General features: G+C 68.8%; 14 protein-coding genes. 9 read left to right on the top strand and 5 right to left on the bottom strand.

Annotated features, from left to right (window positions below; genetic code table 11):
• Nucleotides 1-353: 353 nt before the first annotated feature.
• The 9 genes from rpmH to ACFXGN_RS05075 all read left to right on the top strand — a co-directional run bounded on the left by rpmH (nt 354) and on the right by ACFXGN_RS05075 (nt 7,062).
• Nucleotides 354-491, top strand: coding sequence for a 50S ribosomal protein L34 (rpmH, locus tag ACFXGN_RS05115; protein WP_006381191.1), 138 nt, complete (start codon nt 354-356; stop codon nt 489-491).
• A gap of 22 nt (nt 492-513) precedes the next feature.
• Nucleotides 514-885 (top strand): ribonuclease P protein component, encoded by a 372-nt coding sequence (gene rnpA, locus ACFXGN_RS05110; RefSeq protein WP_384853620.1) that lies wholly within the window; start codon nt 514-516, stop codon nt 883-885.
• Nucleotides 882-1,208 carry a membrane protein insertion efficiency factor YidD gene (yidD, locus tag ACFXGN_RS05105; protein ID WP_329855968.1) on the top strand — a complete coding sequence of 109 codons (327 nt, stop codon included), beginning with the start codon at nt 882-884 and terminating at the stop codon, nt 1,206-1,208. Before rnpA ends, yidD begins: the two co-directional genes overlap by 4 nt.
• A gap of 3 nt (nt 1,209-1,211) precedes the next feature.
• Nucleotides 1,212-2,522: a membrane protein insertase YidC gene (yidC, locus tag ACFXGN_RS05100; protein WP_384853617.1), complete on the top strand. Its 1,311-nt coding sequence runs from the start codon at nt 1,212-1,214 to the stop codon at nt 2,520-2,522.
• Nucleotides 2,523-2,551: 29 nt separating this feature from the next.
• Nucleotides 2,552-3,061 (top strand): R3H domain-containing nucleic acid-binding protein, encoded by a 510-nt coding sequence (locus ACFXGN_RS05095; protein WP_351783308.1) that lies wholly within the window; start codon nt 2,552-2,554, stop codon nt 3,059-3,061.
• A gap of 117 nt (nt 3,062-3,178) precedes the next feature.
• Nucleotides 3,179-3,895 carry a 16S rRNA (guanine(527)-N(7))-methyltransferase RsmG gene (gene rsmG, locus ACFXGN_RS05090; protein ID WP_384853615.1) on the top strand — a complete coding sequence of 239 codons (717 nt, stop codon included), beginning with the start codon at nt 3,179-3,181 and terminating at the stop codon, nt 3,893-3,895.
• A gap of 236 nt (nt 3,896-4,131) precedes the next feature.
• Nucleotides 4,132-5,211, top strand: coding sequence for an AAA family ATPase (locus tag ACFXGN_RS05085; protein ID WP_351783304.1), 1,080 nt, complete (start codon nt 4,132-4,134; stop codon nt 5,209-5,211).
• Nucleotides 5,208-6,287, top strand: a complete 1,080-nt coding sequence (locus tag ACFXGN_RS05080) for a ParB/RepB/Spo0J family partition protein (protein ID WP_384853612.1) — start codon at nt 5,208-5,210, stop codon at nt 6,285-6,287. The genes ACFXGN_RS05085 and ACFXGN_RS05080 overlap by 4 nt, the downstream gene beginning before the upstream one ends.
• Before the next feature lie 157 nt (nt 6,288-6,444).
• The gene (locus tag ACFXGN_RS05075) at nt 6,445-7,062 is read left to right on the top strand and encodes a GNAT family N-acetyltransferase (protein ID WP_384853609.1); all 618 of its coding nucleotides are present in this window, start codon (nt 6,445-6,447) and stop codon (nt 7,060-7,062) included.
• 132 nt (nt 7,063-7,194) lie between these two features.
• Here ACFXGN_RS05075 and trxA read toward each other — a convergent pair whose 3' ends face one another.
• The 5 genes from trxA to ACFXGN_RS05050 form a co-directional block, all read right to left on the bottom strand.
• Complete coding sequence (gene trxA, locus ACFXGN_RS05070; protein WP_384853606.1) at nt 7,195-7,527, bottom strand: thioredoxin; 333 nt, start codon at nt 7,525-7,527, stop codon at nt 7,195-7,197.
• A gap of 47 nt (nt 7,528-7,574) precedes the next feature.
• Nucleotides 7,575-8,540: a thioredoxin-disulfide reductase gene (gene trxB / locus ACFXGN_RS05065; protein ID WP_384853603.1), complete on the bottom strand. Its 966-nt coding sequence runs from the start codon at nt 8,538-8,540 to the stop codon at nt 7,575-7,577.
• 138 nt (nt 8,541-8,678) lie between these two features.
• The gene (locus tag ACFXGN_RS05060) at nt 8,679-9,620 is read right to left on the bottom strand and encodes a hypothetical protein (protein ID WP_384853600.1); all 942 of its coding nucleotides are present in this window, start codon (nt 9,618-9,620) and stop codon (nt 8,679-8,681) included.
• Nucleotides 9,617-10,327 (bottom strand): RNA polymerase sigma factor SigM, encoded by a 711-nt coding sequence (gene sigM, locus ACFXGN_RS05055; protein ID WP_384853598.1) that lies wholly within the window; start codon nt 10,325-10,327, stop codon nt 9,617-9,619. Before sigM ends, ACFXGN_RS05060 begins: the two co-directional genes overlap by 4 nt.
• A gap of 105 nt (nt 10,328-10,432) precedes the next feature.
• Nucleotides 10,433-12,157, bottom strand: coding sequence for a protein kinase family protein (locus ACFXGN_RS05050; RefSeq protein ID WP_384853595.1), 1,725 nt, complete (start codon nt 12,155-12,157; stop codon nt 10,433-10,435).
• Nucleotides 12,158-12,183 lie beyond the last annotated feature (26 nt).

Here is a 12,183-nt window from a genome sequence, read left to right as displayed (position 1 = left end):
GGGACGGTGGGTCGGTGTCCGTGAGGACGGGTCCGTGAGGACAGGAGAGGACAGAACGGAAAAGATTGTGGAGTCTGTCCAAGGTAGTCGCGCCGCCTGACGTGGTTCAAGTTGTTGTCCACAGCCTGTGCACAATGGGAGGTGGCGACAGGTCGGTTTGACCGGATGGCGTAGCCGCGCGTACCGTGACCAGGTCGAGTTGTCGATGGCTGCTGCCGCCTGCCTCCGATGGGCAAAGATCACGGTCTGTGATTGTGAAGCGGTGCACTCGGGCGTATTGCGAGCTACTCGTGGGCGCACGGTGACAGCCAGGCGATGTCCCGCCATCTACGAATCATTTCTGGAGCCCCCGAGTGAGCAAGCGCACCTTCCAGCCGAACAACCGTCGTCGTGCGAAGACCCACGGCTTCCGTCTGCGTATGCGCACCCGTGCCGGCCGCGCCATCCTGGCGAACCGCCGTGGCAAGGGTCGCGCGAGCCTGTCCGCCTGATCCATCTCAAACAGGTCATGACGTGCTGCCTACCGAGAATCGGCTGAGGCGGCGCGAGGACTTCGCAACTGCGGTACGACGAGGACGCAGGGCCGGGCGCCCGCTCCTTGTCGTCCACCTACGCAGCGGTGCAACGGACCCGCACGCGCCTGGGGAGAGCGCTCCCCTGACGCGTGCGGGTTTCGTCGTGAGCAAAGCCGTAGGCGGTGCGGTCGTACGCAACCAGGTGAAGCGTCGCCTCCGCCATCTCATGCGAGACCGTCTCACCGAGCTGCCCCCCGGTAGCTTGGTGGTCGTACGGGCGTTGCCCGGCGCCGGTGACGCCGACCACGCACAGCTGGCCCGAGACCTGGACGCCGCTCTTCAGCGGCTACTGGGAGGGGGCGCGCGATGAAGTACCCGCTCCTTGCTCTCATCAAGCTGTACCAGTGGACGATCAGCCCCCTTCTGGGGCCCGTCTGCCGGTACTACCCGTCGTGTTCCCACTACGGATTCACGGCCATCGACCGGCATGGCGCGATCAAGGGCACGGCCCTGACCGCCTGGCGCATCCTGCGGTGCAATCCGTGGTCGCCCGGCGGAGTGGACCACGTCCCCGCGCGCAAGCGCCCCCGCTGGCACGAGATGCTGCGGAACGCGCTGCGTGGCGACAAGGGCGGGTCCCCCGCCGAGACGAGCCCGGCCGCCGAGACCTCGCCCAATGCTCAAGGAGCCTGATTAGTGGACACGATCGCCAGTCTGTTCAGCTTCATCACCTGGCCTGTTTCCTGGGTCATCGTCCAGTTCCACAAGGTGTACGGGGCGGTCTTCGGCCCTGACACGGGCTGGGCCTGGGGCCTGTCCATCGTGTCCCTCGTGGTGCTGATCCGCATCTGTCTGATCCCGCTGTTCGTCAAGCAGATCAAGTCGACGCGGAACATGCAGGCGCTCCAGCCGAAGATGAAGGCGATCCAGGAGCGCTACAAGAGCGACAAGCAGCGTCAGTCCGAAGAGATGATGAAGCTGTACAAGGAGACGGGCACCAACCCGCTCTCCTCGTGCCTTCCCATCCTGGCCCAGTCGCCGTTCTTCTTCGCGCTGTACCACGTGCTGTCCTCGATCGCCTCGGGCAAGGTCATCGGCGTCATCGACCAGCCGCTGCTGGAGAGCGCCCGTCAGGCCCACATCTTCGGTGCCCCGCTGGCCGCCAAGTTCACGGACAGCGCCGAGAAGGTCGCAGCGCTCCAGGCCTCGCTCACCGATGTCCGCATCGTCACCGCGATCATGATCGTCCTGATGTCGGCCTCGCAGTTCTTCACCCAGCGCCAGCTGATGATGAAGAACGTCGACCTCTCGGTGAAGACGCCGTACATGCAGCAGCAGAAGATGCTCATGTACATCTTCCCGGTGATCTTCGCCGTCATGGGTGTCAACTTCCCCGTCGGTGTCCTCGTCTACTGGCTGACCACCAACGTGTGGACCATGGGTCAGCAGATGTACGTGATCAGCCAGAACCCGACCCCGGGCAGCAAGGCGCAGGACTCCTACCTCCAGCGGCTGCTGAAGAACGTCACGCAGCACGGTGAGGTCCGCGGCCGTCGCCGGAAGAACATCGTCAAGGCCATCGTGGCCAAGGGCGGCGACCGCAACGAGAACGAGCGCCGCTTCTTCGCAGGCCTCGCCAAGGCCGGTTTCGCCGCCCAGACCGACGGCAACGTGCTCAAGAGCGACACGGTCGCCGCCGAGGCCGAGGGCGGTGCGGCCAAGCGTCAGCAGCCCAAGCGCCAGACCAAGGCCCAGCGCCAGGCCGGCGCGTCCAAGGACGCGGCAGCGGACACCGAGGAGACCTCCGAGCCCGCCGCCGAGGACGAGGGCCCCTCGGAGGGCCCCTCGCTCGTGAAGAAGTCCACGGCCAAGGACGAGTCGAAGGACGCGGCACCGGCCGACAAGCCCGGCCGCCCGAGCCGTGCCAACTCCGGAGGCTCCCGCCAGGGCAAGTCCGGTCAGCGCAAGGGCCAGCAGCGGCCCAAGCACCCGTCCTCCAAGAAGTAAGCCGCCCAGAAGCAAGAAGGAGTCCATCCGTGACGGAAGGCACCACCACCGCCGCTGCCGAGGGCGACACCCTGACCCGCCTGGAGCAGGAGGGTGAGATCGCGGCCGACTACCTCGAAGGCCTGCTCGACATCGCCGACCTCGACGGCGACATCGACATGGACGTCGAGGCGGACCGCGCCGCGGTCTCGATCATCAGCGACTCCAACGGCCGCGAACTGCAGAAGCTCGTGGGCCGCGACGGTGAGGTCCTGGAGGCCCTTCAGGAGCTGACCCGGCTGGCCGTGCACCGTGAGACCGGTGACCGCAGCCGCCTGATGCTGGACATCGCGGGCTTCCGCGCCCAGAAGCGCGCCGAGCTCGCCGAACTGGGCGCCAAGGCCGCGAACGAGGTGAAGACCTCGGGCCAGCCGGTCAAGCTGGACCCGATGACGCCGTTCGAGCGCAAGGTCGTGCACGACGCGATCGCCGCCGCCGGTCTGCGCAGCGAGTCCGAGGGCGAGGAGCCGCAGCGCTTCGTCGTCGTGCTTCCGGCCTGAACCCTCACGTAGTGTCGGCCCCGTCTGTTCGCAGGCGGGGCCGATCTTTGTCAGCCCGATAGTCAGCCACCACAGTGCGCTCGCACGCTGGACGTGCGGTACGGAAGGACGGTTCCCGTGACGGAGGAAGCGGAGCTCCCCGAGGCTCCGGAGCAGGCGCGGACAGTCTTCGGTGAGTACTTCCCGGAGGCCGTGCGGTACGCGGAGCTCCTGGCCGACGCGGGTGTGAAGCGCGGCCTCATCGGTCCGCGTGAGGTTCCGCGTCTCTGGGAACGCCACCTGCTGAACTGTGCCGTCCTCTCGGAGGTCGTCCCCGAGGGCGTCACGGTCTGCGATGTGGGCTCAGGCGCCGGCCTGCCCGGCATCCCGCTGGCTCTGGTCCGGCCCGATCTGAAGATCACGCTCCTTGAGCCCCTTCTGCGTCGGACGAACTTCCTCCAGGAGGTCGTCGAACTGCTCGGGCTCGACCATGTGACCGTGGCCCGGGGACGAGCGGAGGAGATGCTCGGCAAGATCACCCCCGTGCATGTGGTGACCGCCCGAGCGGTGGCCCCGCTGGACCGGCTGGCGGGCTGGGGCGTCCCCCTGCTGCGTCCGTACGGCGAGATGCTCGCGCTCAAGGGCGACACCGCCGAGGAGGAGATCAGCGGAGCACGTGCCGCGCTCGCCCGTCTCGGCGTGGTGGAGACCTCGATCCTGCACGTGGGCGAGGGGATCGTCGATCCACTGTCCACGGTCGTCCGGGTGGAGGTCGGCGAGAGCCCCGGTGGTGTGCGGTTCGCCGCCAAGCGGGCCAAGGCCGCGCGGACGAGTAAGACCCGTCGGCGTCGCTGAAGTCCGCATACGTCCCATTTCGGAGTGTCGGACGGTCCTGGTGCGGCAGCGGGGGCAAGGTGTTTCACGTGAAACGTCGCTCACTGCTGCAAGGGATCATCGATCGCGGGCGCGCGGCCGCCGCGCCTCGGGACCGTCGCCCCCGGCTGAATCCACCCACGAGGGTCACGGGGTTGTTCACAGAGGTGGATTCATCCACAGAACCACCGACCTCGCTGGTTCACGACCCCGAAAGCATGACAGGCTCTTCCCATCGCGAGCCTGAAGCCGAGGAGAGTGAATCCTTGCGGTCCGACGCCAACATCGCGGGACCGATGACCGATGCGGTCCCCGGTCCCCGAATCGAATCGGCGGGGGAGGATGTTTCACGTGAAACACCGCCCCCGATGGACGACACCCCCATGGGGCACGCTGCCCAGCTGGCCGTAGAGGCCCTGGGCCGTGCCGGTGAGGGACTTCCCCGCCCCGCTCAGACGCGCGTGATGGTGGTCGCCAACCAGAAGGGCGGCGTGGGCAAGACGACCACGACGGTCAATCTCGCCGCCTCCCTGGCACTGCACGGTGCCCGTGTCCTGGTCATCGATCTGGACCCGCAGGGCAACGCCTCCACGGCGCTGGGCATCGATCATCACGCCGAGGTCCCCTCGATCTACGACGTCCTGGTGGACAGCAGGCCGCTCTCCGAAGTGGTCCAGCCCGTCAAGGATGTCGAAGGTCTCTTCTGTGCACCCGCCACCATCGATCTCGCCGGTGCGGAGATCGAGCTGGTGTCGCTGGTGGCACGGGAGAGCAGGCTCCAGCGGGCGATCCAGGCGTACGAGCAGCCGCTCGACTACATCCTGATCGACTGTCCGCCCTCCCTCGGTCTCCTCACGGTCAACGCGATGGTGGCCGGTGCCGAGGTCCTGATCCCGATCCAGTGCGAGTACTACGCGCTGGAGGGGCTCGGTCAGCTCCTGCGGAACGTCGATCTCGTGCGGGGACACCTCAACCCCGGACTGCATGTCTCGACGATCCTGCTCACCATGTACGACGGCAGGACGAGGCTCGCCTCGCAGGTCGCCGAAGAAGTGCGCACCCACTTCGCCGAGGAGGTCCTGCGGACCAGCATCCCGCGATCGGTCCGCATCTCGGAGGCACCCAGCTACGGACAGACCGTGCTCACCTACGACCCGGGCTCCAGTGGTGCCCTGTCGTACCTCGAAGCGGCCCGTGAGATCGCCCTGCGGGGGGCCGCCGTGCACTACGACCCGCAGCACGCCCACCATGTCGGGCACCGGAACAACCAGCACAGCATGTCGGAGGGGATCCAGTGAGTGAGCGACGTAGAGGACTGGGGCGTGGGCTCGGTGCGCTGATCCCCGCCGCTTCCCAGGAACGGCAGGCGCAGGCCGACAACGGGGCCTCCCCCACCGGAGCCCCGGTACTCGCACCGGTCCGGGGGGTGGCCGCCGCGAAACTGGCGAACCTCCCGCAGAGCACGCGGTCCCCGGAGACGTGGAACGGCGCCGGGAACCAGGGTCTTCCCCAGCCTCCGGCCGGTGCCTACTTCACCGAGCTTCCGCTCGCCAGCATCACCCCCAACCGGCATCAGCCGCGTGAGGTCTTCGACGAGGACGCCCTCGCGGAGCTGGTCGTCTCCATCAAGGAGGTCGGTCTCCTCCAGCCCGTCGTCGTCCGCAGGACCGATGCCGAGAGCTACGAGCTCGTCATGGGCGAACGGCGGCTTCGGGCGTCCAAGGCGGCCGGTCTGGAGACCATTCCCGCGATCGTGCGGGACACCGACGACGAGAAGATGCTCCTGGACGCCCTCCTGGAGAATCTGCACCGCGCCCAGCTGAACGCGATCGAGGAGGCGCACGCCTACGAGCAGCTCCTCAAGGACTTCGGCTGCACCCACGACCAGCTCGCGGAGCGGATCGGACGCTCCCGGCCGCAGATCTCCAACACCCTGCGTCTGCTGCGTCTCTCGCCGACGGTGCAGCGGCGGGTCGCCGCCGGAGTGCTCTCCGCCGGACACGCCCGTGCGCTGCTCGGTGTGGAGGATTCCGAGGCCCAGGACAAGCTGGCGTACCGGATCGTCTCCGAGGGGCTCTCGGTGCGTTCCGTGGAGGAGATCGTGAGCCTCATGGGCTCCGAGGAGCCCGCCGGTGCCGTCAAGCCGAAGGGGCCGCGCGCGGGTGCCCGGGTGTCGCCCGCGCTCACGGATCTGGCCTCTCGTCTCTCGGACCGCTTCGAGACCCGGGTGAAGGTCGACCTCGGCCAGAAGAAGGGCAAGATCGTCGTCGAGTTCGCCTCGATGGAGGATCTGGAGCGCATCCTGTCGAGCCTCGCCCCCGGCGAGGGCCGGGTCATGGACCAGAAGAACGCGGGGGAGGGCAGGCAGGGCTGATCCCTTCCGCCGTCCGCGTGCCCAGGGCGGGCCGTGCTCCGGTTTCCACCGGAACGCGGCTCGCCCTTTGCCTGCGGGCGGTGTCGTACGGATCTCCCGGTCGATACGATTCCGAGAGGCGTATCCGTACTCGTCCGCGAGGAAACGAGGAGCAGCCGTGGGGCGTCGGCTCGTACCGCTCACGCTGGACAACCTTCCGGACCTGCCCAAGCGGTGCCGCTCCTGCGTCTTCTGGGAGCTCGACCCGGTCAGCGGTGAGGCGGCGATGAAGGCGGGTCGCGCCGAGCGGGAGAAGGAAGCCTGGATCTCGGGCGTCCTCCTGGAATGGGGTTCCTGCGGACGGGTGGTCTATGTCGACGAGGTGCCGGTCGGCTATGTCCTCTACGCTCCCCCGGCCTATGTACCGCGATCGACGGCTTTCCCGACGAGTCCGGTGGCGGCCGACGCGGCACAGCTGATGACCGCCTGGATCATGCCCGGCTACCAGGGGCAGGGGCTGGGACGGGTGGTGGTGCAGACGGTGGCCAAGGATCTGCTGCGGCGGGGATTCAAGGCGATCGAGGCCTTCGGGGACGCCCGCTGGAAGGAACCGGCCTGTGTGCTGCCGGCCGATCATCTGCTCGCGGTGGGCTTCAAGACCGTACGGCCGCACCCGGCCTTTCCGAGGATGCGGCTGGAACTGCGAACGGCGCTCTCCTGGAAGGAGGACGTCGAGATGGCGCTCGACCGTCTTCTCGGGGCGGTCCAGAAGGAGCCGGTCCTGCGACCGCTCTGAGAACCCTGCCGAGCAGACCAGACGTGCGTGGTCCTGGTATCGGGGTACGAGAACGGCCCGCCCCTGGCAGGGGCGGGCCGTTTCTGTTTCACGTGAAACGTTGCCGCTGTTTCACGTGAAACAACGAGGGTGTCAGGCCTTGGTCGGCTCGACGAAGCCCTCCAGGTCGCGCAGGATGGCGGCCTTCGGCTTGGCACCGACGATCGTCTTCACGACCTCGCCGTTCTGGTACACGTTCAGCGTCGGGATCGACATCACGCCGTACTTGGCGGCGGTGGCCGGGTTCTCGTCGATGTTGAGCTTCACGACCTCGATCTCACCGTGCTCGGCGGCGATGGCCTCCAGCGACGGCGCGATCTGACGGCACGGGCCGCACCAGGCAGCCCAGAAGTCCACCAGGACGGGCTTGTCGCTCTTGAGGACGTCTTCGTCGAAGGAAGCGTCGGTCACAGACTTGAGGGCCACAGCGGCCTCCTTGATCTCGCGGGGTGTAGGGGTGGGGAGAGTCGGGTTCAGACCGCAGGGGTCTCCGCCAGCTTCTCGCTGTCCGCGAGGGCGGCCAGGAAGCGCTCGGAGTCCAGGGCGGCGGAGCAGCCGGTACCGGCTGCCGTGATGGCCTGACGGTAGGTGTGGTCGACGACGTCACCGGCGCCGAAGACACCCGTGAGGTTCGTGCGGGTGGAGGGGGCAGAGACCTTGAGGTAGCCCTCGTCGTCCAGGTCCAGCTGGCCCTTGAAGAGCTCGGTCCGCGGGTCGTGGCCGACGGCGATGAAGAGGCCGGTGACGGGCAGCTGACGGGTCTCGCCGGTCTTCGTGTCGCGCAGGGTCACCCCGGTGAGCTTCTGCTCTCCGTGGATCTCGGTGACCTCGCTGTCCCAGGCGAAGGAGATCTTCGGGTCGGCGAAGGCGCGATCCTGCATCGCCTTCGAGGCGCGCAGGGTGTCCCGGCGGTGGACGATCGTGACGGACTTGGCGAAGCGCGAGAGGAAGGTGGCCTCTTCGATCGCGGTGTCGCCGCCGCCGACGACGGCGATGTCCTGGTCCTTGAAGAAGAAGCCGTCGCAGGTCGCGCACCAGGAGACACCGCGGCCGGAGAGAGTGTCCTCGTTGGGGAGACCGAGCTTGCGGTGCTGCGAGCCGGTGGTGACGATGACGGCCTTGGCGCGGTGCACGGTGCCGGCGGTGTCGGTGACGGTCTTGATGTCACCGGTCAGGTCCACGGCGATGACGTCGTCGGGAACCAGCTCGGCGCCGAAGCGCTCGGCCTGGGCGCGCATGTTGTCCATGAGGTCGGGGCCCATGATGCCGTCACGGAATCCGGGGAAGTTCTCGACCTCGGTCGTGTTCATCAGGGCGCCACCCGCGGTGACCGCTCCTTCGAAGACGAGGGGGTTCAGCGACGCGCGGGCCGTGTAGAGGGCAGCGGTGTATCCCGCGGGCCCGGAGCCGATGATGATCACGTTACGGACGTCGCTCACGGGTTTCTTCCTTGTCTCTGCAGACTGCCACTGCCTACGGGGCGATTGTCTCGGTCACTCTCACCCCACCCAACGGATACTAAGGGGCGTGCATTCCCGAGACCGCCGCATGGCATCTGAGCCCGGCGGGAGGAAGGGTCAGGAGCGGGCGTACGTCTCGCTGAACAGGACACGGGCGGTCGTGTTTCCGGCCCCACCGGCGGAGTCGTTCGCACAGGAGGCGTCGAGTACATACGCCTGGACCCGGTTGTTGTCCGCGGGGTCGGTCAGAACGAGCAGGTAGGCCGGTGTTCCCCGGTACTCGCCGAGTTCCTGGCCCAGTACCGCGTCGGTGCGTCCGGTCCCCGCCAGGACGCAGCCGGGGACGGCGGCTTCCCTGTTCTGCCGGGGAGTCGGGCCGTCGGTTCCGGTGGACATCGACCCGGGCCCGACGCCCTGGGGTGTCTTGGCGGTGCCGTTCTCGTGCAGGAGGGTCTGCACCCGGTCTTCGACCGGGGACCCGGAGAACGGAGTGAAGGCCGCTCCGGCGGCCATGTCGGCCTTCCTGGTGTCCGCCGCCGTGCTGTTCGAGGTCGGATCGTGGGCCTGGCTGAGATACAGACCCGCTCCGAGGACGACGGCGCCGAAGGCGGCGCCGATCGTGGCCAGCAGGGTGACGCGTCGACGCCGAGGCCGAGCACCCCGTCCGGGGCCGGTAGCCGCTCCGGAGCGGCCACCGGGACGGTCGACGGCGGGGGACGAGGGGGTGGAGGGAGACACCTTCACGGGGATGCGCGATGTTTCACGTGGAACATCGCTGTCGTTCTCGGGCCTGGTGGCGCTGAGAAGGGCCTCGGCGGCCAGAGCGGCGTCGATCCGGCCCGCGATCTCGGCGGGCATACGCGGCGGACCGGGCAGGGTGCCCAGCAGGCCCCGGATCTCCTCCAGGGAGGCCCGCACGTCGTCGCAGAGGGGACAGCCCTCCAGATGTCTGCGGACGACCGTGGAGCGGCTCGGTGGAAGCAGTCCCTCGGTCAGGTCGGAGATCTCCGAGACGTCCGGGTGCTGTGTGGTGTCGGCCCTGCCGGCCGTGGAAGTCACGTGCGCCCACCTCCGCCCTTCACAGCAGCTGAATCAGTCGGTCCGATGTCCTTCGGTCCCGGCACCGTTGGGACGGATGCCCCCGGCGTCCGGTTCCTTCCCCCTTCAAGGGGCTCGTTACCCACGGTGTCGGCGCGCAGATGAGTGACCAGTGGCAGCAGGCGTGCCCGCCCGCGCGCACAGCGGCTCTTCACGGTGCCGGTGGGAACGTCGAGGATACGGGCCGCCTCCGCCACCGGATATCCCTGCATGTCGACCAGGACGAGTGCGGCGCGCTGGTCGGGGGTGAGGGTGCCGAGGGCGGCGAGGAGTTCCCGGTGCAGGTCCTGGCGCTCGGCCGGGGCCTCGGCGGACTCATGGGGTTCGAGGAGTTGTTCGAAGCGGGCGGTGTCGTCGACGGGTGAGGTCCTGCGCGAGGCGGTCCTGCGCACCCGGTCGAGACAGGCGTTCACGGTGATCCGGTGCAGCCAGGTCGTGACGGCCGACCGGCCACGGAAGGTGTGGGCGGACCGGAAGGCGGACACCAGGGCGTCCTGGACGGCGTCGGCCGCCTCCTCGGGGTCCCTCATGGTCCGCAGGGCCACGGCCCACAGCCGGTCGCGGTGCCGCCGGACCAGCTCACCGAAGGCGTCGGGGTCCCCGGCGACATGGCGGGCCAGGAGATCCTCGTCGGCGGCGGTCCGGAGGTCGTCAGCCGCAGGCGTCACGGGTCCCCTCCTCGCTCGGCAGCCGTGCAGGCATTCAATCCGGTCCGTGCCCGGAAGTAAATGAGCGCCGGGCGGGGCCCGGCGCTCATGGTGGTGCACGGTCGGTTACCGGGGCGTGCCCTGGAACGACACGTTGGTGATGGCCTGCTTGTAACCGGCGCCGAAGTACTGGTCGCCCGTGGAGTACGGCACGGAGGTCATCCAGAGCAGCACGTAACGGGCCTTGACCGGGGTCTTCGTCTCCGGGTTCGCGGTCGATCCCGAGGTCTCGACCGCGGCGATCTTCTTCATGGAGTCCGGGGTGCCGGACGGGGAGAGCGAGTCCGCCGCGTACAGGGTGATCGCGGTCTTCGGGCCTCCGTAGCGGAGCGCTATCGAGGCGGACGAGACGTTCTGCTCGCTCCCGAGGTCGTAGACGATGCCGACGCCCTGCTTGTACGGCGCCAGGACGGGGCCGTCGAGGAAGGTCCTGGTGCGCCAGTACGACGAGCTGTCGTTGTCGTAGGTGTCGCCGACGCTCTCCAGGTTCTGCGGCTTGCCGTCGGGGGCGAACTCCTGGGCCGAGGTGATCGTCAGCGGCTTGGGCGGCTCCGGCTTCTCGTCGTCGAGGGTCGGGGCCGTCGTCGGCGTCTCGACGGTGGGCTTCTTGCCGATGAGCTGGTCCGCGATCTGCCAGCTGCCGATGCCCAGGGCGGCGATCAGCAGAGCGGAGACGGTCCACTTGAGCGCCTTGCCCGTACGGCTCTGCAACGGGTGCGGAGGGACGATCACCGGCTGGGTGATCACCGGGCGGGGCTGGGGGCGCCCGTAGGTGCCCTGCTGGTAGGTGGTGCGCTGGTACTCGGGCGGGGCGGTGAACTCCGGCTCCGGCGGCTTCACCCGCGGCATCGCGGCCACGGCCTTGGCCAGTTCGTCCGGGGTGGTGCAGGGCGGCTCCTGGCGCGAGGCGGTGGCCCCGTCGTTGGCCAGGGCGCGCATGGCGATCTCCGACAGGCCCCGGTGGACCCCTGCCCGGACCTGGTCGGGCGGGAGCAGCCCGATGCCCTTGGGAAGCCCGGAGAGGCCGTAGGCGTCGCTGTCGTACGGCCAGCGCTGGGTGAGGGCGGCGTACAGGAGGGCGCCGATGGCCTCGGTGTCGCTGCGCTGCGGGCGCTCGGCGGTGATGCCGCGCAGGGCGGCGTTCACGGCCAGGCCACGGATGCGGTACTGGCCGGTGGAGCTGCGCAGGACGGCGCTCGGCGTGAGCCGGAGGTGCGAGAGGCCCTCGCGGTGGGCGGCGGCCATGGCCTGGGAGACCTGGCTGACGAGCTGGTAGGCGTCGTGGGCCTCCAGCGGACCGGCCGCGAGCAGCGCGGTCAGCTCGGTGGAGTCGGGCAGCCACTCGTGCACGACGTAGACCAGGTCGTTCTCCTCGACGGCGTCGAGGACCTGGACGAACCGGGGGTCGCCGAGCAGCGCCGAGGAACGGGCCGCCGCGAGGACCGAGCGGGCCCGTGGATGGTCCGCGGGCAGCAGGTGGACCCCGACCGCGCGCCGCAGTTTCTCGTCGACGGCACGCCAACTGCTGAAGCCGTCCAGACGGGTGACGCACTCCTCCAGCCGGTAGCGCCTGGCCAGCTTGTGGCCGCTGTGCAGCTCGGGAGCCGTGATCGAGGGCTGTTCGCCGCTCTGTCGTTCGACCGCCTTCTTCTCCGTGGCCTCGGCGGTGTTCTCCGCCGTCTTCTTTTCCTCCGCCACCCCGTCGGTCGCGGCCGTGTCCGCCTTGGCGGTCAGCGGGTCGTCACCGCTGTTGTCGGCCACGTCGACGGCGGCCGTGCTACGTTCCGCCACCGTCGTTCCTGCCTCCCCATCCGTTG

The sequence above is a fragment of the Streptomyces sp. NPDC059247 genome, assembly GCF_042754005.1.
Taxonomy (GTDB): Bacteria; Actinomycetota; Actinomycetes; order Streptomycetales; family Streptomycetaceae; genus Streptomyces.
Note: the sequence above shows the minus strand (reverse complement) of the source record. Positions and strands in the feature narration are given on the sequence as shown.

Coding starts and splice junctions, on each gene's coding strand:
- yidD (WP_329855968.1), top strand. CDS start 882: ATGAAGTACCCGCTCCTTGCTCTCATCAAGCTGTACCAGTGGACGATC.
- ACFXGN_RS05085 (WP_351783304.1), top strand. CDS start 4,132: ATGACAGGCTCTTCCCATCGCGAGCCTGAAGCCGAGGAGAGTGAATCC.